This window comes from Nocardioides sp. SYSU D00038 (assembly GCF_016924665.1).
Lineage (GTDB): Bacteria > Actinomycetota > Actinomycetes > Propionibacteriales > Nocardioidaceae > Nocardioides.
Map to the genome: position 1 here is coordinate 42,189 of NZ_JAFFJT010000032.1, position 23,677 is coordinate 65,865.

At 74.3% G+C, this 23,677-nt stretch carries 17 protein-coding genes; 6 read left to right on the forward strand and 11 right to left on the reverse strand.

Annotation, left to right across the window (positions count from 1 at the left end; translation table 11 throughout):
* Positions 1 to 104: 104 nt before the first annotated feature.
* From JT721_RS18855 to JT721_RS18870, 4 genes are all read right to left on the reverse strand, one after another.
* Positions 105 to 3,440, reverse strand: a complete 3,336-nt coding sequence (locus JT721_RS18855) for an Rne/Rng family ribonuclease (RefSeq protein WP_205474894.1) — start codon at positions 3,438 to 3,440, stop codon at positions 105 to 107.
* Positions 3,441 to 3,769: 329 nt separating this feature from the next.
* Positions 3,770 to 4,498, reverse strand: coding sequence for a TIGR03936 family radical SAM-associated protein (locus tag JT721_RS18860; protein WP_205474896.1), 729 nt, complete (start codon positions 4,496 to 4,498; stop codon positions 3,770 to 3,772).
* A 30-nt stretch (positions 4,499 to 4,528) separates the two neighbouring features.
* Positions 4,529 to 5,116 (reverse strand): DUF4190 domain-containing protein, encoded by a 588-nt coding sequence (locus JT721_RS18865; protein WP_205474897.1) that lies wholly within the window; start codon positions 5,114 to 5,116, stop codon positions 4,529 to 4,531.
* Positions 5,113 to 6,291, reverse strand: coding sequence for a winged helix DNA-binding domain-containing protein (locus JT721_RS18870; protein ID WP_205474899.1), 1,179 nt, complete (start codon positions 6,289 to 6,291; stop codon positions 5,113 to 5,115). Before JT721_RS18870 ends, JT721_RS18865 begins: the two co-directional genes overlap by 4 nt.
* Before the next feature lie 71 nt (positions 6,292 to 6,362).
* Here JT721_RS18870 and JT721_RS18875 point away from each other — a divergent pair, with 71 nt between their 5' ends.
* The 4 genes from JT721_RS18875 (at position 6,363) to JT721_RS18890 (ending at position 10,282) form a co-directional block, all read left to right on the forward strand.
* A complete protein-coding gene (locus tag JT721_RS18875) occupies positions 6,363 to 7,319 on the forward strand; it encodes an endonuclease/exonuclease/phosphatase family protein (protein ID WP_205474901.1) in 957 nt (318 codons plus the stop codon).
* A gap of 77 nt (positions 7,320 to 7,396) precedes the next feature.
* Entirely contained in the window at positions 7,397 to 8,200 is an 804-nt protein-coding gene (locus JT721_RS18880; RefSeq protein WP_205474902.1) for a DUF4190 domain-containing protein, read from the forward strand.
* A gap of 20 nt (positions 8,201 to 8,220) precedes the next feature.
* Positions 8,221 to 9,411 (forward strand): MFS transporter, encoded by a 1,191-nt coding sequence (locus JT721_RS18885; protein WP_307828142.1) that lies wholly within the window; start codon positions 8,221 to 8,223, stop codon positions 9,409 to 9,411.
* 40 nt (positions 9,412 to 9,451) lie between these two features.
* Positions 9,452 to 10,282: a DUF4190 domain-containing protein gene (locus tag JT721_RS18890; protein ID WP_205474904.1), complete on the forward strand. Its 831-nt coding sequence runs from the start codon at positions 9,452 to 9,454 to the stop codon at positions 10,280 to 10,282.
* A 47-nt stretch (positions 10,283 to 10,329) separates the two neighbouring features.
* On the opposite strand, the gene JT721_RS18895 is transcribed toward JT721_RS18890, so the two are convergent.
* Positions 10,330 to 11,415, reverse strand: a complete 1,086-nt coding sequence (locus JT721_RS18895; protein WP_205474906.1) for an LLM class flavin-dependent oxidoreductase — start codon at positions 11,413 to 11,415, stop codon at positions 10,330 to 10,332.
* Positions 11,416 to 12,146: 731 nt separating this feature from the next.
* Here JT721_RS18895 and helR point away from each other — a divergent pair.
* A complete protein-coding gene (helR, locus tag JT721_RS18900; protein WP_205474908.1) occupies positions 12,147 to 14,324 on the forward strand; it encodes an RNA polymerase recycling motor ATPase HelR in 2,178 nt (725 codons plus the stop codon).
* 4 nt (positions 14,325 to 14,328) lie between these two features.
* Here helR and JT721_RS18905 read toward each other — a convergent pair whose 3' ends face one another.
* The gene (locus JT721_RS18905) at positions 14,329 to 16,290 is read right to left on the reverse strand and encodes a TIGR03960 family B12-binding radical SAM protein (RefSeq protein WP_205474910.1); all 1,962 of its coding nucleotides are present in this window, start codon (positions 16,288 to 16,290) and stop codon (positions 14,329 to 14,331) included.
* A 107-nt stretch (positions 16,291 to 16,397) separates the two neighbouring features.
* On the opposite strand from JT721_RS18905, the gene JT721_RS18910 reads away from it, so the two are divergent.
* The gene (locus tag JT721_RS18910) at positions 16,398 to 17,519 is read left to right on the forward strand and encodes a calcium:proton antiporter (RefSeq protein WP_205474912.1); all 1,122 of its coding nucleotides are present in this window, start codon (positions 16,398 to 16,400) and stop codon (positions 17,517 to 17,519) included.
* 73 nt (positions 17,520 to 17,592) lie between these two features.
* On the opposite strand, the gene rodA is transcribed toward JT721_RS18910, so the two are convergent.
* From rodA to JT721_RS18935, 5 genes are read right to left on the reverse strand one after another with little or no spacing between them, the layout of a single operon-like run.
* On the reverse strand, positions 17,593 to 18,786 hold the full coding sequence (rodA, locus tag JT721_RS18915) for a rod shape-determining protein RodA (RefSeq protein ID WP_240341081.1): 1,194 nt from the start codon (positions 18,784 to 18,786) through the stop codon (positions 17,593 to 17,595).
* Positions 18,783 to 20,906 carry a penicillin-binding protein 2 gene (gene mrdA / locus JT721_RS18920; RefSeq protein WP_205474914.1) on the reverse strand — a complete coding sequence of 708 codons (2,124 nt, stop codon included), beginning with the start codon at positions 20,904 to 20,906 and terminating at the stop codon, positions 18,783 to 18,785. The genes rodA and mrdA overlap by 4 nt, the downstream gene beginning before the upstream one ends.
* The gene (gene mreD / locus JT721_RS18925) at positions 20,903 to 21,424 is read right to left on the reverse strand and encodes a rod shape-determining protein MreD (RefSeq protein ID WP_205474916.1); all 522 of its coding nucleotides are present in this window, start codon (positions 21,422 to 21,424) and stop codon (positions 20,903 to 20,905) included. The genes mrdA and mreD overlap by 4 nt, the downstream gene beginning before the upstream one ends.
* The gene (mreC, locus tag JT721_RS18930) at positions 21,421 to 22,395 is read right to left on the reverse strand and encodes a rod shape-determining protein MreC (RefSeq protein WP_205474918.1); all 975 of its coding nucleotides are present in this window, start codon (positions 22,393 to 22,395) and stop codon (positions 21,421 to 21,423) included. Before mreC ends, mreD begins: the two co-directional genes overlap by 4 nt.
* Positions 22,395 to 23,423, reverse strand: a complete 1,029-nt coding sequence (locus JT721_RS18935) for a rod shape-determining protein (protein ID WP_205474920.1) — start codon at positions 23,421 to 23,423, stop codon at positions 22,395 to 22,397. The genes mreC and JT721_RS18935 overlap by 1 nt, the downstream gene beginning before the upstream one ends.
* Positions 23,424 to 23,677 lie beyond the last annotated feature (254 nt).

The following is a 23,677-nucleotide window of genomic DNA, read 5'->3' on the forward strand; positions in this document are numbered from 1 at the left end:
GGTGGGAGGTGCCACGCAGAGGGCACGCCTCGACGCACCGAGGGTCAATACTACGGACGGCGACGACCTACCGCAAAACGGCGCCGGCCCGGCTGACCCCCTGCTCAGCGCTTGCGCGAGCCCTTGCGCTTGACCGGCACGTGCTCGACCGCGGGGGCGGCCTCGCCGTCCTCCCCGGTGCTGCCGGTGCCCTCGCCCTCGGCCGCGGCAGCGGCCTCGGCGTCGTCGGCCGCGGCCCGGGCCGGCGTACGGCGCCGGGTGCGGGTCACGACCTTGGGCGGCTCGGGTGCCACCGACCCGGCGGCGGGCTCGGCCTCGCCGGACGCCTCGGTGGCCGGCTCGGGAGCGGTCGCGGAGAGGTCGGGCAGCGGCGCGGCCTCGAGCCGGACCGTGGCCCGGCTGCCGCCGCGACGGGTGCGGGTGACGACCCGGGGCGGCTCCGGAGGTCCAGCCGGCTCCGGCACGGCGTCCTCGGCGGCCCGCTCGGCTGGCTGGGCCTGCTCCTCGGCCTGCTCCTCGGCGGGCTGCTCGGCGGGCTGCTCGGCGGGCTGGTCGTCCGGGCGGTCCTGCCCGCGGCCGCGACCCCGGCCCCGGCCGCGGCTGCGACCGGCGGGCTTGCTGGCGGTCTCGGCGGTGTCGGTGGCCTCGGTCTCGGCTGCGGTCTCGGCTGCGGTCTCGGTTGCGGTCTCGGCAGGCTCGGCGGTGCGGGTGGCCTCCGTGGTCCCGACCGCGTCGTCGCCACCCTCGTGGCGCGCCATCGCGGCGAACTCCTTCGGCGAGGGGGCGGACTGGCCGGACTGGCCCTGGCCGGACCGGCCCGACGACTGGTCGCCGTCGCCCCGGCCGCCCTTGGCGCCGCCGCGACCCCGACGACCGCGGCGGTCGCCGTCGTCGCCGTTGCCGTTGCCACCGCGGGACTCGACCGGGTGGTCGTGGATCACGACTCCGCGGCCGTGGCAGTGCTCGCAGTTCTCCGAGAACGCCTCGAGCAGGCCGGTGCCGATCCGCTTGCGGGTCATCTGCACGAGGCCGAGCGAGGTCACCTCGGCGACCTGGTGACGGGTGCGGTCGCGGCCCAGGCACTCGACCAGGCGCCGCAGCACCAGGTCGCGGTTGGACTCCAGGACCATGTCGATGAAGTCGACGACGATGATGCCGCCGATGTCGCGCAGCCGGAGCTGGCGGACGACCTCCTCGGCCGCCTCGAGGTTGTTCTTGGTGACCGTCTCCTCGAGGTTGCCGCCGGAGCCGGTGAACTTGCCCGTGTTGACGTCGACGACCGTCATCGCCTCGGTGCGGTCGATGATGAGCGACCCGCCCGAGGGCAGCCAGACCTTGCGGTCGAGCGCCTTGGCGATCTGCTCGTCGACGCGGTAGGTGGCGAACAGGTCCTTGCCCCCGTGGTCGGCCGGCTCGTAGCGCTCCAGGCGGGGCTCGAGGTCGGGCGCCACGTGGGCGACGTAGCTCTGCACCGTGTCCCAGGCGTCGGCGCCCTGGATGACCAGCGAGGCGAAGTCCTCGGTGAACAGGTCGCGGACGACCTTGAGCGTGAGGTCGGGCTCGCCGTAGAGCAGCTGGGGCGCGGACCCCTTGGACTTCTTCTCGATGTCCTCCCAGCGCGCCTTGAGCCGCTCGACGTCGCGGGTGAGCTCCTCCTCGCTGGCCCCCTCGGCGGCGGTGCGCACGATGACGCCGGCCGACTCCGGGACGATCTCCTTGAGCAGCGTCTTGAGCCGGTTGCGCTCGGTGTCGGGCAGCTTGCGGGAGATGCCGCTGGTGGTGCCGTCGGGGACGTAGACCAGGAAGCGGCCGGCCAGGCTGATCTGGCTGGTCAGCCGAGCACCCTTGTGGCCGATGGGGTCCTTGGTGACCTGCACCAGCACCGACTGGCCCGAGGAGAGCACCGACTCGATCTTGCGGGGCTGGCCGTCCTTGTGACCGAGCGCCGACCAGTTGACCTCGCCGGCGTAGAGCACCGCGTTGCGGCCCTTGCCGATGTCGATGAACGCCGCCTCCATCGACGGGAGCACGTTCTGCACCCGGCCGAGGTAGACGTTGCCGATGATCGAGGTCTGCGACTCGCGGGCGACGTAGTGCTCGACGAGCACCTTGTCCTCCAGCACCCCGATCTGGGTGAGGTCCTCGCGCTGCCGGATCACCATCACCCGGTCGACCGACTCGCGGCGGGCCAGGAACTCGGCCTCGCTCACGATCGGCGCCCGGCGGCGGCCGGCCTCGCGGCCCTCGCGACGGCGCTGCTTCTTCGCCTCGAGCCGCGTGGAGCCCGAGACCGCGGTGATCTGGTCCTCGGCCGAGCGGGGGCGGCGCACCCGGGTGACGGTGTTCTCCGGGTCGTCGCCGCCCTCGTCACCGTCGTCGCCGGAGCGGCGGCGCCGCCGGCGGCGGCGCGACGAGGTGCCCTCGGACGACGGCTCGCCGCCGTCGGACTCCTCGTCGTCCTGGTCACCCTCGTCGCCGGTCTTGTCGCCGGTCTTGTCGCCGGTCTTGTCGCCGGTCTCACCGGCCGCGCCGCCCTCGCCGTCGGAGGACTTGCGGCGGCGGCGGCCACCGCGGCGACGACGGCGACGCGCGCCGCCCTCGCCCTGGCCGTCGCGCTCGTCCTGCTCGTCGTCGCCGGTCTCGTCGTCGGTGGCCGCGTCGCCGGCTTCGTCTGCCGGAGCGTCCGCCGTCGCCTCGTCGTCCTCGTCGTCCTCGTCGTCGTCGGCCGGTGGCTCCTCGGCCGCCGGCTTGCGGGTCGACTTCTTGGCCGTCTTGCGGGCCGGGCGGGTGCGCGCGCTCGCGGTCTCGCCGTCACCACCCTCACCACCCTCGGCGGCGTCCGCGGCGGGGGCCTCGGCCCCGACGGGCAGCTCGGGCTGCTCGGGCTCCTCGGGCTGCTCGGCGGGGGCGGCCACGGCCTTCTTGCGGCTGCGCCGGGCGGGGGCCTTGGTGGGCTCCGGCGGCTGGAAGAGCAGCATCGTCCCGGGCCCGTCGGACGGCACCGACCCGGGCGGCTGCACCGGCTCGGCCTCCGCGGCCTCCACGGGTGCGGTGGGCTCGTCGGCGGGGTCGAGCGCGGCGGCCTTCTTGGCCGCGGTCTTCTTCGCGGCGGTCTTCTTCGCGGCCGCCTTCTTCGCCGGGGCCTTCTTGGCAGCGGCCTTCTTGGCGGTCTTCTTCGCCGGTGCGGGCGCGGCGGCGGCGTCGTCCGCGTCGCCCGCAGGCTCGCCGGCGGGCTCCGCACCCGGCGGGTCGGCCGGCGACTCGCTGGAGGCGGCGGCCTTCTTGGCGGTCTTGCGCGGCGCCCGCTTGCGCGCCGGGGCGGCGGGGGCCTCGGCCTGCTCGGCGCCGGCGTCCTGGGCCTGGCCCTCGGGCAGCTGAGCGGACTGCTCAGCGGATTGCGGAGCCTGGGGCTCCTCGACGGGGGTGTGGTCGTCGGGCATGTGCTGCTCCTCCGCCCGGAGCCTGGACCCCGGGCGTGTCGTACGCCGTCTCGACCTCGCGGCCGGCGGCGAAAGCCTTCGTGTGGCGGCGACACCCTCCGCGGTGTGCGGCACCGGTCCCGCCCCGTCACCTGCCGCGGTCGCCGGGCCCTGGGTGGCTGGTCGCTGTCACCGACCTGCCGGGCCGCGTCGCGGTCTGGGACGACGTGGAACCGCTGTGCCTGGCCCCGTCGTGCGGGTCAGGCGAGGAACGTCGTCGGGTCGAGTCCGGTGCGGTGGCACCCTCGTCGACCAAGGCCGAGTATCGCACACGGGTCCCCGGTTGCCCGTCACGGCGCGTGCAGCGGGTCCCCGATCGTGCCGGTCTCCGGGTCGAGCGGACCCTGCGCCAGGCGGGTCAGCAGCTGCACGGCGCCGGTCAGGTCGAGGCCACCCACGGCGGCCAGCCCGGTGAGCACGTCGTCGGGCCGCACGGCCGGGACGGTGTGGCGCAGCAGCAGGTCCAGCACGGTGCCGGCCTCCGGGTCCGGCGCCGGCGCGGCCGTCAGCGTGACCACCGCCGCGCGGCAGTCGAGCTCGCGCAGGCCCTTCTTGGTCATCCGCTCCACGGTGACCGCGTCGGCGGCCAGGAACGTCGCCAGCGCCGGCCCGACCGCCGCGTGCGGCGTGCGCACCACCAGCGACCAGCGGCTCGCCTCGAGCAGCTCGCCCAGGCTGCCGCCCGGCGACTCCACGACCTCGACCAGGTCGAGGCCGTCGGGGAGCGCCGCGGCCAGCTCGGCGTGGATGGCCGACGGGTCGACGACCTCGGCCAGCGCGATCTCGAGGTACTCCGCCTCGCTGGCCGACCCGGTGGGCGCGGCGCCGGCGTAGGAGATCCGCGGGTGGGGGTTGAAACCGGAGGAGTAGGCCATCGGCACCCGGGCGCGGAACACCGCGCGCTCGAAGGCGCGGCTGAAGTCGCGGTGGCTGGTGAAGCGCAGCCGCCCCCGCTTGGCGTAGCGGATCCTGAGCCGCTGCACGGGCGGCGCCTGCTGCTCGGGGATGTCACGCGCCACGTCGGCCTCCTGGGCGGGTCGGCTCGAGCCTCAGCACTGGGTCGGGAAGCCGTCGGAGTCGACGCAGGTCTCGTCGGGGGCGTCGTCGACGGCGAGGCCGATGAGCAGCAGGCCGATCAGGGCCAGGCTGGCGACCACGCCGACGATGCCGGTGACCACGCCGGAGAGCGCCAGCCCGCGACCGGCGCGGGTGCCGGCGGGGGCGGCGTCGATCTCGCGCATCGCCCGGGTGCCGAGCAGGATCGCGGGGATGCCGACCGGGAAGCAGCACAGCGCGATCGAGGTGATGCCCAGCACCAGCGACGTGATCGCGCTGCCGGGGGTCTGGGGTGGCGTCGGGTAGCCGTCGGTCGCACCCGGCCCGCCCGCGCCTGGGACGCCGTACGGCGGGGGCGGGTCGTGGGGCGGCGGGGCGCCGTAGGGGTTGGCACCCGACGGCGGCAGCGGCGGGCCGGCGGAGTGCGGGCCCCAGGACGAGGGGCCCGAGGAGGTGGGGCCGGACGGCGGCGGGGCGGGAAAGGGGTTCTCGGGCGCGTCGGGCGGCGGCGGGGCGCCGTACTCGGGCTGCGTCGGCTCCTGGTCCGGGCCCGGGCCGGGCGGGGACTGGTCGCTGCTCATCGAGTGGCCTCCTTCATCGCGAGTGAAGGGTAGACGGTGCCGACCCGCACCCCGTCGAGCCACTCGTCGAGGCGACGTCGCTCGACCTCGAGCGCGGCCCGGCCGGCCGCCGGCACGTCCTCGACCAGCGCGACCTCGACCCGGCCGGCGGCGTCCTGCACCCAGCAGCCCACGATCCGACCGTCCCACCAGGCGGTGGTGCCGGCGTTGCCGTTGCGGTCGAAGAGCCGGGGAGCGTGGTCACCGAGGTAGAAGGCGCGCTCCTTCCAGCCCATCACCGTGGGGTCGAGCACCGGCAGCAGCGCCGCCCACGGCTCGACCTCGGGCTCGGGCTCGAGGTCGTCGGGCAGCAGCCACCCGGTCGCGCCTCCGTCGAGGGAGACCTCCACCGCGCCGACGTCGGCCAGGGCGCGGCGGACGGCGGCCTTGGTCGACCCGAGCCACCAGACCAGGTCGGCCTCGGTGCCCGGGCCGAAGGTGCGCAGCCAGCGCCGCACCAGCTCGGCGTAGCCCTCGGCCTCGGGCAGCGGGGGCGGCACCTCCCCCAGCCACGACGACATCAGCGTCCACTGCGGCCGCGAGACCCGCCAGTGGCTCGCGTTGCGGCCCCGGCAGACCAGTCCCTCCACGCCGAGCTGGGTGAGCACCCGGGGCGACAGCGCGACGTTGGCGGCGTAGGGCGTGCCGGCCGCGATGTCGACCCGGCCGGCCAGCTCGGGCAGCTCCTCGCGGAGCGCCTGGGCCGTGAGCTCCGAGCCGTCGGCCAGCCGCCGCAGCACCGCGGCCCGCGCGGCCGCGAGCCAGGCCTCGCCGTCGTCGGTGACGCCGCCGGCCTCGGCCTCGGCCGCGAGCCGCTTCGCCAGCGGACCGGCCACCCGGGCCGACGCGCTGCCCCAGGCAGCCGGCAGCAGGTCGCGCGGGAACACGAACACGGTGCGGCGCATCGCCAGCTGCTTGACCACGCTGCGGTCGACGTGGAGCGCGTGGTCGACGTCGTCGACCCGCACCCCGTCGACCCGGGCGTGCACCGCGAGGTGCACCGATGCCGGCTCGGTCGCGTGGAGCACGGTCATCGCCCGGACGGCGGCCAGGGTGTCGGCCACCCGGTGCCCGGGGGCGACCGCGTGACGGCGGGCCAGGCGGGCGCGGCGTTCGCGGTCGGGGACGTGGCGCATGCGCCTATCCTTCCCCCAGCACCCGACAGCCCGGGTCACCGCGCCGGCAGCCGAGGCCCAACGACGGAGCCATGAACAGACGACTCATCGAGGTGGCCGCCGTCAGCGGCGCGCTGCTGCTGTTCCTGGCGCTGGTGCTCTCCTGGCCCGACCCCGACCCCGCACCGGACCAGCCGTCGGACCCCACCAGCGGCGCCCTGCCCGACCCGACGCTGCCACCGGCGCCGACCCCGCCGTCGGGCACGCCGCTGCCGTCCCCGAGCGGCCCCGGCGGCCCGGCGCCGAGCTGCGTCGACCTCGGCGACGCCGCCCGGCTCACGGTGCTGACCTTCAACATCCACGGCGGGTTCACGGCCGAGGACCGCTACGACCTGGCCCGGATCGCCGCCGAGATCGAGGCGTGGCGCGCCGACGTCGTGCTGCTCCAGGAGGTCGACCGCGGGCGCTCGCGTTCCGGCGGTGCCGACCAGGCCGCGCAGCTCGGCGCCCGGCTGGGCATGAGCTCGGTCTTCGGGCCCAACATCCGCAGCGGCGGGGGCCAGTACGGCACCGCGATCCTGAGCCGGTTCCCGATCGTCAGCTGGGCCCACCAGCTGCTCCCCCGCTACGCCGGCCAGGAGCAGCGCGGCGTGCTCCGCGCGACCGTGCAGCTGCTCGACCAGCGCATCGACGTGGTCAACGTCCACCTCGAGCACACCAGCAGCGACGTCCGGGTGGCGCAGATGCGGGCGGTCAAGAAGTTCATCGGCCCTGCGGTGCGACCGGTGGTGCTGGGCGGCGACTTCAACGACCCGCCCGGCACCCGGTCGGTGCGGCTCGGGCTCGCCGGCATGCAGGACACCTGGCCGGCCGTCGGCAGCGGCGACGGCGACACCGTGCCGGCGGCCTCGCCGCGGCGCCGGATCGACTACCTGCTGGTCAGCCCCCAGCTCACCCCCACCGCCGCCCAGGTGCTGCGCTCGGCGATCTCCGACCACCGCGCCGTGCGGGGCGAGTACGACGTGCAGCGGCCCGACGGCTGCGACTGAACCGGGCCACGGAGCACCGGGGCGGGATACGCTCCCCCGGCCGGCGCGACCCCGCGCCCTCCCCGGGAGCACACCCCATGAGCGACCAGCAGCCACCCCCGCCGCCGCCGGGCGGGGCCACCCCGCCCCCGGCCCCCTCCCCGGAGCCGCGACCGGACGGCGACCCCCAGGTGCTTCCGGCGTACCCCGAGTTCCCTGGGCGGGCCATCGACCACCGACCGCCGTCGCAGACGCTGGCCGGCTGGTCGCTCGGCCTGTCGCTGCTCTTCTGCATCCCGCCGGCCGCCCTGGCCGCGATCGGGATGGCCATCGCGGTGCTGGTGCGCGGCCGCCGCGACGGTCGTGACCACGGCAAGGGCCTGGCCATCGCCGCGCTGGTGATCGCCCCGCTGGGCCTGGTCGCCGTGATCGTGGTGGCCGTCTTCGGCGCCGGCCTCGGACTGTGGGACCAGGAACCCGACCGCGACGCCGACGGACGGGTCACCGAGGAGCAACGGGTCTCGACCAGCTCCCTGCGGGTCGGCGACTGCCTCGACGACCCGAACCTGATGGACCTCGACGACGGCGCCGTGGGCGAGGGGTCGCCGATGATCCGAGCCGTGCCGTGCGACGAGCCCCACGACCTGGAGGTCTTCCACTCCTACGAGGCCGACCAGGAGGACTACCCCGGCACGGACCGGATGGCGGAGCTGGCCGGCGAGGGGTGCACGAAGAAGTTCCGCGGCTACGTCGGCCGCAGCTACAGCCGGTCGGAGCTCGAGATCTGGATGTACTACCCCGACCAGTCGACGTGGCAGCTGCTCGACGACCGGGGCGTCACCTGCCTGGTGGGCCATCCGGACCGCAAGACGACGGGCCCCCTTCGCGGGAGCGACCGCTGAGCCCCTGACAGGATCGACCGGTGCGTCGCGGCTGGTTCGTGCTCCTGGGCATCGTGCTGCTCGCGTTCAACCTCCGGCCGGCGGCGGTGAGCGTCGGTCCGGTGCTGGAGGAGGTGCGGGCAGGGCTGTCGATGTCGGCGCCCGCCGCCGGGCTGCTGACCTCACTGCCCGTGCTCGCCTTCGCCGGCTTCGGCGCGCTGACGCCCGAGCTGGCCCGCCGGGTCGGGCTGCACCGCACGGCGCTCCTCGCGGCCGTCGTGCTGACCGGCGGGCTGGCCGCGCGCACGGTCGTCGACGCCGAGCCGCTGTTCCTGCTCCTCTCGCTCCTCGCCCTGGCCGGGATGGCCGCGGCCAACGTGCTGCTGCCCAGCCTGGTCAAGCTGCACTTCCCCGACCGGGTCGGCACGCTCACCGCGATCTACACGACCTCGCTCGCGATCGGGCTCACCGGCGCCGTCGTGCTGACCGTGCCGATCAGCGACGCGCTCGGCGGCTGGCGGGCCGGGTTGGGCGCCTGGGCGCTCACCGCCGCGGTGGCGATCGTGCCGTGGGTCGCACTCGGTCGGCGCGACCGCTCGCTGGAGGTGGCTCCGCGCTCGATCGGCTTCCTCGACGTCGCGCGCACGCCGATCGGCCGCGCGATGGCGCTGTTCTTCGGGCTCCAGTCGCTGCAGGCGTACGCCGTGTTCGGCTGGTTCGCGACGCTGTGGCGCGACGCGGGCTGGTCGGCGACGCAGGCCGGGCTGCTGGTGGGGGTGGTCACCGCGACCTCGATCCCGCTCTCGCTGTGGGCGCCCGGCGCGGCGGCGCGGCGCGAGTCGCAGCGCCTGATCGTCGGCGGGCTGGTCGCGTGCTACCCCGTGGGCTACCTCCTGATGGCGCTGGCCCCGCACACCTTGGCCGTGCCCGCGGCGCTGGTCGTGGGCGTCGGCACCTGCACCTTCCCCGTCGTCCTGGTGCTGATCGGGCTGCGCTCGCGCACCCCCGAGGGCACCGCGGCGCTCTCGGGCTTCGCCCAGTCGACCGGCTACCTCCTGGCGGCCCTCGGGCCCTGGGGCATGGGGGTGCTCCACGAGCTCGGCGGTGGCTGGACCCTGCCCCTCGCCGCGCTCGGCGCCCTCTCGCTCCCCCTGCTCGCGGTGGGCCTCCACGTCGCCCGCCCGGCCACGCTGGAGGACCAGCTCGCGACACGCACCCCCACCACCGCCTAGGTTTCTCGCACGGCACCCACACGAGAGGCACCCCTCCCCGATGACGACTCCGCAGAACCCGTACGGCGAGCAGCCGCCCGAGCAGCCGCCGGGCCAGCCCGCCAACCCCTACGGCCCGCCCGGTGAGGCCGGCACCCCGCCGTCGCCCCAGAACCCCTACGGCGCCACGCCCCCGCCGCCCCCGGACCCGGGTCAGCAGCCGGGTGGGCCGGGTCAGCCGACCTACGGGCAGAACCCCTACGGCGGCACGCCGCCGCCCGGCTACGGGGGGCCGGCGTACCCCGGCGGACCCCAGCAGGAGGAGCCCTCGAAGGGGCTGGCGATCGTCGCGCTGGTCACGGCGTTCCTCGGCTGCACCTGCATCGGTGCGATCGCCTCGATCGTCATGTCGGTCATCGTGCTGCGCCGCAGCCGCGACGGCCGCAACCACGGCAAGGGGCTGGCGATCAGCGCGATCGTGATCAGCCTGCTGAGCCTGGCGGCGGGCGTCGTCGCCGGCGCCGTGATCGGGGTGCTGGCCAACTACGCCTCCATCGACGAGCTCGAGACCGGGCAGTGCATCACCGCCGAGGGCCTGTCGGGCAGCGGGAACTCGGTCACCGAGATCACGAAGGTCTCGTGCTCCGACGAGCACGACGGCGAGATCATGGCGACCGTCGACCTCACCGCCGAGCAGGCCGAGGGCTACGGCGACGCCTCGTCGCGACAGCTGTGCTTCGACGCGATCACCGCCGAGGGCACGCTGGAGGGCATCACCGACGAGGTGTCGGTCATCGGGCTGACGTCGTCGAGCAGTCCCGACGCCGGTGACCGGCTGGCCTGCGTCGCCTTCAACACCGACGGGTCCCAGCGCACCGGCAAGCTCGGCTAGCCGTCTCGGGCCGCCGGGTCCGGGCGGACCCGGCGGCTCGACGGCGCCTAGACGCCGACGGTCTCGCCGACCAGCTCGCGCACCCGCGGCAGCAGGCTGGCCCCGACCCGCTCGGCCTCCTCGCGGTAGGGGGTGTCGGAGAGGATGAACTGGCTGATCCCCAGCCGGTGGTAGGCCGCCAGCGCCTCGGCGACGTCGTCGGGCGAGCCGACCAGCCAGGTCGTGGCGGCCCCGCCACCCCCGACGGCGGCGGGCCGGGTGTAGAGGCAGGTGTCGAGGACGTCGCCGCGCTCGTGGAGGTCGAGCAGCCGCTGCTGCCCCACCGCCGCACCGGTGTGCCAAGCGCTCAGCCAGTCCTTGCCGTGCTCGGCGAACTCGGCGACCTTGGCCTCGGCGTCGCGCCACGCCTCCTCGGTGGTGTCGCGGACCAGGGTGGTGATCCGCAACCCGAACTCCAGCGGCGCCTCCCGCTCGGCCTCCGCCTCCAGCGCGCGGAGCCGCTCGATCCGTTCCGCGATCCCGGCCAGCGGCTCGCCCCAGAACAGCTGCACGTCGGCCTCCGCCGCGGCGGTGCGCTCGGCTGCCGGCGAGGCGCCGCCGAAGTAGAGGGTCGGGCGGCGTCGTCCGTCCTGCTCGTGCGGCCGGGGCACCACGGTCGCCCCCTCGACGCGGTAGTGCTCACCGGTGAAGGTGACGTCCTCCTCGGTCCAGAGCCGGCGCAGCAGCTGCATGAACTCCGCGGTGCGCGCGTAGCGGGTGGGCTGGTCGACCTGCGGGTCGCCGTACGCCGCGGGGTTGTCCTGCCCGGTCACGATGTTGACCAGCAGGCGGCCCCCGCTGAGCGCGTCGAGGGTGGCTGCCGCCGTCGCGAACTGGGCGGGGTTCCAGTAGCCGGGCCGGGCGGCGACGAGCGGGCGGAACGTCGTCGTCCGGGCGGCCAGCGCGGTCGCGACCGTCATCGTGTCGGGCCGCCCCCACCCGGTGCCGATCAGCGCCCCCGACCACCCCGACCGCTCGCACCGCAGCGCCAGGTCGGTCGAGTAGTCGAGGCTGCCCCACCCCTCGGTCGTGGTGTCCCCGCGGTGACCGGGCTCGACGTTGTTGGGCACGTACCAGAGGAAGTCGGTTGCCATACTGGTCACCATACTCGACTGACTTACTTGTGTTAATGGGCCGCTGGTCGAGGTGCGAAGGCGGCCAGGCCTGAGCCTCGAGACCCGGTGAGCCGAACGCGCTCCTGTCCCCGCCGGAGGGTTGTCGGGTGCGGGGGTTTCGAGGCTCGCTCCGCTCGCACCTCAACCAGCGCACACGCTGGTCGAGGTGCGAAGGCCGCCAGGCCTGAGCCTCGAGACCCGGTGAGCCGAACGCGCTCCTGTCCCCGCCGGAGGGTTGTCGGGTGCGGGGTTTCGAGGCTCGCTCCGCTCGCACCTCAACCAGCGCACACGCTGGTCGAGGTGCGAAGGCCGCCAGGCCTGAGCCTCGGGACCCGGTGAGCCGAGAGCTCCTCCGTCCCCACCGGAGGGCGCCCGGCCGTCTGGGGTTTCGAGACAGTCGCCAGCGCGACTTCCTCAACCAGCGGGAGCCACCCGCTGGTCGAGCAGCGAGCGCCAGCGAGCGTCGTCGAGACCCGGTGGGACGAATGCCCTCCCGTGCGCACCGGAGGGCGTTCGGGTGCGGGGGGGTTTCGAGACAGTCGCTAGCGCGACTTCCTCAACCAGCGTTGCCCGAAATGCACGAAGGAAGGAAGCCGACCGGCTTCCTTCCACTCCCAAGGTATAGCGCAGCAGGGGGCTTGCCGCAAGACCCTCCTCGTGGCCCAGAATCGCCCGCCGACCCACCGGACGACAGATCGCGAGACCCCCACATGCCCCGCCCGTCCACGACGGCGTTCGCCCTGCCCGACCACCTCGCCGCCAAGGCCGATCCCGCCCTGGTGAGCGCCGACGACGACCACCTCGCCGCGGTCGGCGCGAGCCTGGCCGAGACCGTCGCCGACCTCACCGCGCGGCTCGACGAGGCCCGGCGGGCCCCGGCCGGCTCGGGCCAGCAGGCGCTCGACCGCGACCAGGAGGTGCACCGGCTGAGCTCGCGGCTGCGGACGCTGCGCCGGTTCGGGCTCGACCTGTGCCTGGGGCGGATGGTGGCCGCGGACGCCGACGAGCCGGTGTACGTCGGCCGGCTCGGCCTCACCGACCGCACCGGGCGCCGGCTGCTGGTCGACTGGCGCTCCCCCGCCGCCGAGCCGTTCTTCGGCGCCACCCACGCCAACCCGATGGGGCTGGTCAGCCGCCGCCGCTACCGGTGGACCGACGGACGGGTCAGCGACTACTGGGACGAGGTGTTCACCGCCGAGGGCCTCGAGGGGCACGCGGCGCTCGACGACCAGTCGGCGTTCATCGCCAGCCTGGGCACCAGCCGCTCGGCGCGGATGCGCGACGTGCTCGGCACTATCCAGGCCGACCAGGACGCCATCATCCGGGCCGGCTCGCGCGGCGCCCTGGTCGTCGACGGCGGCCCGGGCACCGGCAAGACCGTGGTGGCGCTGCACCGCTCGGCGTACCTGCTCCACTCCGACCCGCGGCTCAACGACCGGCGCGGCGGCGTGCTGTTCGTCGGGCCCCACCACCCCTACCTCGCCTACGTCGCCGACGTGCTGCCCAGCCTCGGCGAGGACGGCGTGCGGACCTGCACGCTGCGCGACCTGCTGCCCGAGGGCGCCACGGCAGGCGAGGAGACCGACGCCGAGGTCGCGCGGCTGAAGTCGACAGCCGCGATGGTGGACGCCATCGAGCCCGCCGTGCGGCTCTACGAGGAGCCGCCGACCCAGGGCCTCGAGGTGTCGACGCCCTGGGCGGACGTCTGGCTGGGCCCGGCCGACTGGGCCGACGCCTTCGACGTCCCCGCACCCGGCACCCCGCACAACGAGGCGCGCGACGAGGTGTGGGAGGAGCTGCTCACGATCCTGGTCGACCGGCACGGGCTCGACGAGGACGACGGCGAGGTCGGCGAGGTCGGCGAGGACGACGTCCGCCGCGCGCTGGTGAGGAACGCCGAGCTGGTCGAGGCGTTCGCCCGGGCCTGGCCGCTGATCGAGCCCACCGACCTGGTGGGTGACCTGTGGACGGTGCCGGCGTACCTGCGTCGCTGCGCGCCGTGGCTCGAGCCCGACCAGGTGCGGCTGCTCCAGAGGCCGGTGCCCGACGCGTGGACGACGGCCGACCTGCCGCTGCTCGACGCCGCCCGGCGGCGGCTCGGCGACCCGGACGCCGCGCGCCGCCGCCGGCGTCAGCAGGCCGCCGCCGCCGTCGAGCGCGACCAGCTGTCGATGGTGGTCGACCACCTGGTCGCCAGCGACGACACCGAGATGCTGGTGATGTCGATGCTGCGCAAGGACGACCTGGCCGGCGCGCTGGCCGACCCGTCGGCGACGCCGGCGCCCGACCCCGACGTACTCGCCGGGCCGTTCGCGCACGTGGTGGTCGACGAGGCGCAGGAGCTGACCGACGCGGAGTGGCGGATGGTGCTGGAGCGCTGCCCCTCCCGCAGCCTGACCATCGTCGGCGACCGGGCCCAGGCCCGGCACGGCTTCACCGAGTCGTGGCAGGAGCGGCTGGCCCGGGTCGGCCTCGACCGGGTCGCGCTGGCGTCGCTGACGATCAACTACCGCACGCCGCAGGAGGTGATGACCGAGGCCGAGCCGGTGATCCGCGCGGCGATCCCCGACGCCAACGTGCCGACCTCGGTGCGCAGCACCGGGGTGCCGGTCACCCACGCCGGCGTGGCCGACCTGGTGCCCCTGCTCGAGGACTGGCTCGCCGGGCACGGCGACGGCACCGCCTGTGTGATCAGCGCCGACGGCACCGCCGGCGCCGGCGTGTCACCGCGGGTGCGGTCGCTGACGCCGGTGCTGGCCAAGGGTCTGGAGTTCGACCTGGTGGTGCTGGTCGAGCCCGCGGCCTACGGCGACGGCATCGAGGGCGCGGTCGACCGCTACGTCGCGATGACCCGCGCCACCCAGCGGCTGGTGGTGCTCGCCGGGTAGGCCGTCAGACCACCGAGAGCGGCAGCAGCTGGCGGCCGGTGGGGCCGATCTGGATCTCGGTGCCCATCTCGGGGCAGACGCCGCAGTCGTAGCAGGGCGTCCAGCGGCAGTCCTCGACCTCCACGTCGGCCGAGCCGTCGGCGACCGCGAGGGCGTCCTCCCAGTCGGCCCACAGCCAGTCCTTGTCGAGGCCGGAGTCGAGGTGGTCCCAGGGCAGCACCTCGTCGTACTCGCGCTCGCGGGTGGTGAACCAGGCGAGGTCGATGCCGGTGCCGGCGAAGACCCGCTCGGCGGCGGTGACCCAGCGCTCGTAGGAGAAGTGCTCGCTCCAGCCGTCGAACCGACCGCCGTCGCGCCAGACCTCCTCGATCACCGCGCCGACCCGGCGGTCACCGCGGGACAACAGTCCCTCGATGGTGCCGGGCTTGCCGTCGTGGTAGCGGAAGCCGATCGCGCGGCCGAACCGCTTGTCGTCTCGCACCGTGTCGCGCAGCTTGCGCAGCCGCTCGTCGGTGGTCTCGTGGTCGAGCTGCGCGGCCCACTGGAACGGCGTGTGCGGCTTGGGCACGAAGCCGCCGATCGAGACCGTGCAGCGGATGTCGTTGCGCCCGGAGACCTCGCGACCCTTGGCGATCACCCGCTTGGCGAGGTCGGCGATCGCCAGCACGTCCTCGTCGGTCTCGGTGGGGAGACCGCACATGAAGTAGAGCTTCACCTGCCGCCAGCCGTGGGAGTACGCCGCCGCGACCGTGCGGATCAGGTCCTCCTCGGTGACCATCTTGTTGATCACCTTACGCATCCGCTCGCTGCCGCCCTCGGGGGCGAACGTCAGACCGGAGCGGCGGCCGTTGCGGGAGAACTCGTTGGCCAGCGTGATGTTGAAGGCGTCGACGCGGGTGCTGGGCAGCGACAGCGAGACGTTGGAGCCGTCGTAGCGGTCGGCCAGGCCCTTGGCTACCTCGCCGATCTCGGTGTGGTCGGCGCTCGACAGCGAGAGCAGCCCGACCTCCTCGAAGCCGGTCGAGCGGATGCCGTTCTCGACCATGTCGCCGATGGTCTCGATGGAGCGCTCGCGCACCGGGCGGGTGATCATCCCGGCCTGGCAGAACCGGCAGCCGCGGGTGCAGCCGCGGAAGATCTCGACGCTGAACCGCTCGTGCACGGTCTCGGCCAGCGGCACCAGCGGCTTGCGGGGGTAGGGCCAGGCATCGAGGTCCATGAGCGTGTGCTTGCGCACCCGGTGGGGGATGCCGGGCCGGTTGGGCACGACCGCCTCGATGGTGCCGTCGGCGGCGTACGCGACGTCGTAGAACGTGGGCACGTAGACGTTGCCGGTGACCGCCAGCCGGCGCAGCAGCTCGTCGCGACCGCCGGGACGGCCCTCGCCCTTCCACTCGCGGACCACCTCGGAGATCGCGAGCACGACCTCCTCGCCGTCGCCGAGCACCGCGGCGTCGAGGAAGTCTGCGACCGGCTCGGGGTTGAACGCCGCGTGGCCACCTGCGAGCACGACGGGGTCGGCCTCGGTGCGGTCGACGGCGTGCAGCGGGATCTGCGCCAGGTCGAGCGCGGTGAGCATGTTGGTGTAGCCCAGCTCGGTGGAGAAGCTCAGCCCCAGCACGTCGAAGTCGCGCACCGGGCGGTGGCCGTCGACGGTGAACTGCGGGATCGGGCCCTGCTCGTCGCCGCGGCGGAGCACCGCCTCCATGTCGGGCCACACGGCGTAGGTGCGCTCGGCCACGATCCAGTCGCGCTCGTTGAGCACCTCGTAGAGGATCTGCACGCCCTGGTTGGGCAGCCCGACCTCGTAGGCGTCGGGATACATCAGGGCCCAGCGGACCGTCTCGCCCTCGGGCGCGCAGTCCCAGTCCTTGACGGTGGAGTTGAGCTCGCCGCCGACGTACTGGATGGGCTTGCTGACGCTCGGCAGGTGCGGCTCGAGGCGGGGGAAGACCGACGTGGACACCCGCTCAAGGGTACGGGAGTCGGGCGGCGGATGCCGACTCGTGGCGGCCCCCGCCGGGGGCCCCCGTCGCGACCGGGGCGGTGGTAGCCCCCGATAGGTTGGCGGCCATGGCGACCAACTCCGTCCGTGGACGCTTCCAGTGGACGGTCACGGTGCCGCTGGGCGCGATCGCGGTGCTGGCCGCCACCTGGGCCAGCCACGAGCACTGGGCCCTGCTGGTGCTGATCGGCCTGTTCCTCGTGGGGGCGGTCATCGCTGCGGTGCACCACGCCGAGGTGGTGGCGCACAAGGTCGGGGAGCCGTTCGGGTCGCTGATCCTCGCGGTGGCGGTCACCGTCATCGAGGTCGGCCTGATCGTGATGCTGATGGTGGCCGGCGGGGACGGCGCGAGCGCCTACGCCCGCGACACGGTCTTCGCCGCGGTGATGATCACGCTCAACGGCATCGCCGGCCTGTCGCTGCTGGTGGGCGGGCTGCGCCACCACCTCGTGAGCTTCAACGCCAGCGGCACCGGCTCCCAGCTCTCCACGATCGTGGCGCTGTGCGCAGTGACGCTGGTGCTGCCGTCGTTCACGACGTCGGCCGACGGGCTGTCGTACTCCGCGGCCCAGCTGGCGTTCGCCGCGGTGGCCTGCCTGGCGCTGTACGCGGCGTTCGTGTTCACCCAGACGGTGCGGCACCGCGACTTCTTCCTGCCGGTCAGCTCCGACGAGTACGGCCGGGTGACCGGCCTGCTCGACGTCGACGGCGACGACCACGCCGACCCGCCCAGCACGCGCGACACCGTGGTCAGCGCGGTGCTCCTGGTGGCCGCGCTGGTCGCGGTCGTCGGGCTGGCCAAGCTGCTCTCCCCCACCATCGAGGACGCCGTCGCGAGTCTCGGCTTCCCCTACGCCGTCGTCGGTGTGGTGATCGCACTGCTGGTGCTGGCGCCGGAGTCGATCGCCGCGGTCCGCAACGCCCAGCGCGACCGGGTGCAGATCAGCCTCAACCTCGCCTACGGCTCCGCGATGGCCTCGATCGGCCTCACCATCCCCACCATCGCGGTCGCGATGATCTGGCTCGACGGGCCCCTCGTGCTCGGCCTGGAGCCGGTGCAGATGGTGCTGCTGCTGATCACCGTGATCGTCTCGGTGCTGACCATCGCCCAGGGGCGCGCCAAGGCTCTCCAGGGTCTGGTCCACCTGGTGCTGCTCGCGACGTTCCTGTTCCTCAGCATCAACCCCTAGGTCGCCCGGACCGGGATAGTCCCTGACGAAATGGCCCCCTATCCGCCGTGCGAGGAGGCCACTTCGTCAGGGACTACCGCAGCGGCCGGCCCCGGAGGTGGATGTTCTGGAGCAGCCCCACGGCGAGGAGGGCGGCGAAGAGGGAGCTGCCGCCGTAGGAGACGAACGGCAGGGGTACGCCGGTGACCGGCATGATCCCGAGGCACATCCCGATGTTCTGGAAGGCCTGGAAGCCCAGCCAGCAGGCGATGCCGGCGGCGGCGACCCGGCCGAAGACGTCGTCGCTGGCGCGGGCGATCCGCAGCGCGCGCCACACGACCACGGCCAGCAGCACGACGACCAGGCCGGCACCGACCAGGCCCAGCTCCTCGCCGGCCACGGTGAACACGAAATCGGTCTGCTGCTCGGGCACGAAGCCGGCCCGGGTCTGGGAGCCGTCGAACAACCCCTGGCCCAGCAGGCCGCCGTTGCCGATCGCGATCCGGGCCTGCTCGACGTTGTAGCCCGCCCCGCGCGGGTCGAGCGAGGGGTCGACGAAGGCCAGGAACCGGTCGAGCTGGTAGGCCTTGAGCAGCCCGCCGGTCACCGCGACCACGGCCAGCCCGACCCCGGCCGCGGCGAGCCCGCCGAGCCAGCCGGCGCTGGCGCCGCTGACCGCGAGCACCCCGAACACGGTGGCGCAGAGAACCAGCATGGTGCCGAGGTCGGGCTGGAGGAGGATGAGGGCGGCCGGCACCGCGGCGATCGCGAGCATCACCGCCACGTCGGTGCGGTCGACCCGGCGCCGCGGTGCCCCCTGGGCGCGCTCGGCCAGCACCAGTGCCAGCCCCACCACGACCGCGAGCTTCGCCAGCTCCGACGGCTGCAGCGACAGCGGTCCGAGTCGCAGCCACGACTGCGACCCGTTGACGGTGCTGCCGTGGGTCAGCACCAGCGCCAGCCCCACCACCGAGGCGACGTAGACGACCGGGGCGGTGATCCGCACCCAGCGGTGGTCGGTGACCACGACGCCCGCGAAGAGCGCGAGACCCAGGGCGACGTTGACCAGCTGTCGGCGCAGGTACGCCGAGGAGTCGCCGCCGGTGAGCTCCTCGCGGTGGGCGGTGGCCGACCAGACCAGCACCACCGAGAGCGCGACCAGCGCGAGCACCGCACCGAGCAGCACCCAGTCCAGCCGTGCCCAGCGCGACCACAGCGAGACCGAGCCCGGACCCGGGCGGGCCGGGCGTACCCGCGACTCGGCGGCCGTGCGGACCATCGTGCTCATCGGGGCTCCTCGTCGCGGGCCGGCGGCAGGATCGAGCCGTCGTCGGTGAAGGTCGGCAGCCGTCGCGGCGGCGTGGTGCCGGGGATGGCCGCGCGGCGCGGGTGCACCACGCCGTCGGCGACGCCGTAGAGGGCGTCCCACACGGCGCGCACGGCGTCGCCGGAGGTGCCCGAGCCGGTGCCGCCCTGGCTGACCATCATCACGACCACGTAGTCGTCGGAGTACGACGCGACCCACGAGGTCGACTGCTTGCCGTAGACCTCCGCCGAGCCGGTCTTGCCGCGGATCTGCACGCGGTCGAGGGGGAAGTCGGTGAACTTCCAGTCGAGGGTGCCGCGCAGCGGGACGCCCTTGAGCGCCTCGTCGACGTAGCGCAGGCTCCGGTCGGTGACCTTCACCCGCCCCTGCACCGACGGGGCGAACTTCTTCAGCACGGTGCCGTCGGCGCCCACGACCGCCTTGGCGACCCGCGGCTCGTAGAGCGTGCCGCCGTTGGCCAGCGCGGCGTAGCCGCGGGCGAGCTGGAGCGGGGTGACGACCGTGTCGCCCTGCCCGATGGCGAAGTTCACGGCGTCGCCGGCCCGGTAGGTGTAGCCCTCGACGCAGAACTCCCGGGCGAACCGGTGCTCGAAGTCGTCGCCGGGCTGCTTGCCGATCCGGCAGTACTGGTCCTTCATCGCCTCGTAGTACTCGCGCTTCCACCTCCGGTCCGCGATCCGGCCGGCGGCCTCGCCGGGCAGGTCGACCCCGGTCTCGGCGCCGAAGCCGAACCGCTGGGCGGTCTCGACCAGCGGGTCGCGCGCGTCGACGTCGTCGACGTCGGAGCCCAACCGCTGCCAGTAGTCGAAGCCCAGGCGGTAGAAGAAGGTGTTGCACGAGACCTCGAGCGCCCGGTCGAAGCCGATGTAGCCGTAGGCGCCGGACTCGTAGTTCTTGAAGTCGCGGTTGCCGACCCGGAAGGCCGAGCTGCAGTTGAGCCGGGTGTCCTCGGAGTAGCCGTTGCTGAGCGCGCCGGCGGTCATGAACGGCTTCCAGGTCGAGCCGGGCGCGAACTGGCCCTGGGTGGCCCGGGCCAGCAGCGGGGTGCCGGCCTTCTCGGAGTAGAGCCGGGCCAGCTGCTTCTTGGTGATGCCGTCGACCCACACCTCGGGGTCGTACGTCGGCTGGCTGGCCATCGCGACCACCCGACCGGTCTGCGCCTCGAGCACCACCACCGCGCCGGAGTCGGCGGCGTAGTTGCGGCCGGTCACCGGGTCGCGGGTCGCGCGCGCCTTGGCGATGGTGGCCGCGAGGTTGCGCTCCACGACCGACTGCACCCGCGCGTCGATCGAGGTGACCAGGGTGTCGCCCGGCTGTGCCTCGACCGCGTCCTCATCGCCGATCACCCGGCCCCGGGAGTCGACCGCGACCGAGGTGTAGCCGGGCATCCCGCGCAGCCACTCGTCGTACTCCTGCTCGATGCCGGCGCGGCCCACCGCGCTGGCGCCGTTGACCGAGCGGTCGCCGTTCTCCTCCGCGGTGTCGAGCTCGTCGCCGGTGATCGGGCTGAGGTAGCCGAGCACGTGGGCGGCGTTGACGCCGAACGGGCGGGGGTAGGCGCGCACGCTCTGCTGCTGGGCGAGCACGGCCGGGAAGTCCTCGGGCTGCTCGAGGATGCGCAGCGCCACCTGCTGGCGCACGTCGGTGGCGATCGGCACCGGCTGGTAGGGCGAGCCGTTCCAGCACAGGCCGACCTTGGCGCCCTCGTCGCCGCAGAGCAGCAGCCGCTTCTCGATCCGCCGCTGCGACACCTTGGTCACCTTCGCCACCCGGCGCAGCACCTGGTCGCGCTCCTCGTCGTCCATCCGCGACAGCAGGCTGCGGTCGACCGAGACCACCCAGGCGGTGCGGTTGGCGACCAGCGGACGGCCCTGGGCGTCGACCACCAGCCCCCGCTGGGGCTGGACGACGACCTCGCGCACCGACTGGTTGGCCGCGCGCTCGGCGTAGTCGTCGCCGGTCGCGACCTGCAGGTACCAGAGCCGCACCAGCAGGGTGGCGAAGAGCGAGAAGACGAGCGCCTGCACGACGACCAGCCGCAGCTGGCTGGTCGTCGCACCGTCGGCGGGAGGGCGGCTCACGCGGGCGCGGCCTCGAGGTCGGTGTGGCGCAGCACGGCGAGCAGGGGTGGCAGCACCAGCGGAGCCACCACCAGGTCGCAGACCAGCGCGACCGCCAGGCCGGAGAGCAGGTCGCCGGTGCCGAGGTCGCCGTCGCCGACGACCAGCCCGGCCAGGGCGAAGACCGACGTGGCGACGAACGACGCCGCGGCCACCGTGCCGAGCGCCGCGAGCGGGCTGCCGCCCCGTGGACGGCGCGGGTCGTGGAGCCGGCCGGCGAGCACGCCCACCAGCAGCAGCGCCAGCGCCCAGCGCCCGGCGGTGTGGTCGGCGGGCGGGGCGAGGTCGAGCAGGAGGCCGCCGACGAAGCCGACCACGAGGCCGGCCTCGCTGCCGCGCACGAGCGCGACCGCGACGACCAGCAGGAGCACGAGGTTGGGCACCGCGCCCTGCCACGACAGCAGCGGCAGCACGCTGGCCTGCAGGGTCAGGGCCAGCACCAGCAGCAGGCCGACGACCGCCGCGCGGCGCGCGGTCACCGCAGCGCCCCGTCGGGCTCGATCACGGCGCGGTCGCTGGCGGTGCCCGACGGCACCACCACACCGACCACGTCGAGGGCGCTGAAGTCGACGTAGGCGCGCACCGCAGCGCGCTGCGTCATGTCGCGCACGTTGCTGTAGACGGCCGTGACCTCGCCGACCGGGATGCCGGAGAGGTACGGCGCCCCGGCGTCGCTGCCCCACGTCACGACCACGTCGCCGCGGCGCGGCACGGCGGTCTCGTCGACCTGCTCGAGGTCGAGGGCGCCGTCGTCGTCGAGGGTTCCGTCGCCGGTCAGCGAGCCGATCTCCATCGAGGAGCCGAGCCGGGCACCCACCACCGACCGGTCGTCGACGACGAGCAGCACGGTCGCGGTGGTGCTGGTGACCCGCAGCACCCGGCCGACCAGCCCCTCGGCGGCGACCACGGTCATGTCGGGGGCCAGCCCGGCGCGCGAGCCGGCGTCGATGGTGACGGTGCGGGTGAAGGTCTGCGCGGCGCCGTAGCCCACCACCCGGGCGGGCACCATGGCGTAGCCGAGGTCCTCCGCCGCCGCGGTGAGGCCGTCGTACTCGGCGAGGCGGTTGCGGTCGACGTCGGTGCGGGCCAGTTGCTGGCGCAGCTCGGCGTTCTCGGCCTCGAGGTCGTCGACCCGGTCGACGAGGTCGCCCTGGTCGCCGACCCAGCGGGGCAGCGACAGGACGGGATCGAGGGCGTGGGCCACCCCGGCCTGCACCGGGCCGAGCACCTCTCCCACCGCGCGGCGGGCCGGGTCGACCGGCGAGCCGTCGGCGCCGCGGTCGACGGTCATCAGCGTGACCGCGGCCAGCACCAGCGCGACCACCAGCGGACGCTTCGGGCGCCCCGGCCGGCCGGGCTCGAGGCTGCCGCGCCGGTTGACCCGCTCCCGCTGGCGGACGGCGGACTGGCGGACGGGCTGGCTGGACGGCGGCGAGGTGTCGAGGGCCATCACACCCGCCGCTTCTCGGCCACCAGGACCTGCTGGAGCGCGTCGAACTCCTCCACGCAGGTGCCGGCGCCCTGGGCCACGGCGCCGAGCGGGTCGTCGGCGACGTGCACGGGCATGCCGGTCTCGTCGCGCAGCCGCTCGTCGAGGCCGCGCAGCAGCGCGCCGCCGCCGGTGAGCACCATGCCGCGGTCCATGATGTCGCCGGCCAGCTCGGGCGGGGTGCGGTCGAGGGTGACCCGGACGGCGTCGACGATGTCGTCGAGCGGCTGCTCCATGGCCCGGCGCACCTCGGCCGAGCCGACCGTGACGGTCCGTGGCAACCCGGAGACCAGGTCGCGACCGCGCACCTCGGCCTCCTGCTCGGTGAGGCCGGGCCAGGCGGAGCCGAGGCTGAGCTTGACCTGCTCCGCGGTGCTCTCGCCGAGCTGGAGGGCGTGCTTCTTCTTCATCCAGTCCACGACCGCGCGGTCCAGGGCGTCGCCGGCGGCGCGGACGCTGAGGCTGGTGACGATGCCACCGAGCGAGATGACCGCGACCTCCGTCGTACCGCCGCCGACGTCGACGACCATGTTGCCGGTGGCCTGGTGGACGGGCAGCCCGGCGCCGATCGCGGCCGCCATCGGCTCCTCGATGATCGAGACCTGGCGGGCGCCGGCCTGGTAGCCGGCCTCCTTGACCGCACGCTGCTCCACCGGAGTGATCCCGCTCGGCACGCAGATCACCATCCGCGGCTTGGCGAGGTAGCGGCGTCGGTGCACGCGCGCGATGAAGTGGCGCAGCATCTGCTCGGTCGCCTCGAAGTCCGCGATCACCCCGTCGCGCAGCGGCCGGATCGCGGAGATGTCGGCCGGCGTGCGGCCCAGCATCCTCTTCGCGTCGTGGCCCACGGCCAGCAGCTCGCCGGTGACGTCGTTGACCGCGACCACGCTGGGCTCGTCGACGAGGACGCCCCGACCGCGGACGTAGACCAGCGTGTTGGCGGTGCCGAGGTCCACGGCCATGTCACGGCCGATGAAGCTGTTCGCCATCGGGTCTGCCTCGTGTGTCCGGGGAAGGGGAACACCGGGGACCGGTCAGCGCACGGCCGGAACCCGTGTGACGAGGGTAAACAGAGTGACGGGTGTTGCTGGGGAGGCACGCCGGGCCCGTGTGTCGTCGCCGAGCCGTCGTTACTCGTGCCGGGTAACGACGGCTCGTCGTACGACGGACCGCTCCAGGCGCGTCGAGTCGTGGGTTAAGGCCGGGGGGGAACCCGCCACCGCGGGGGGGGGGGCGCGGGCCG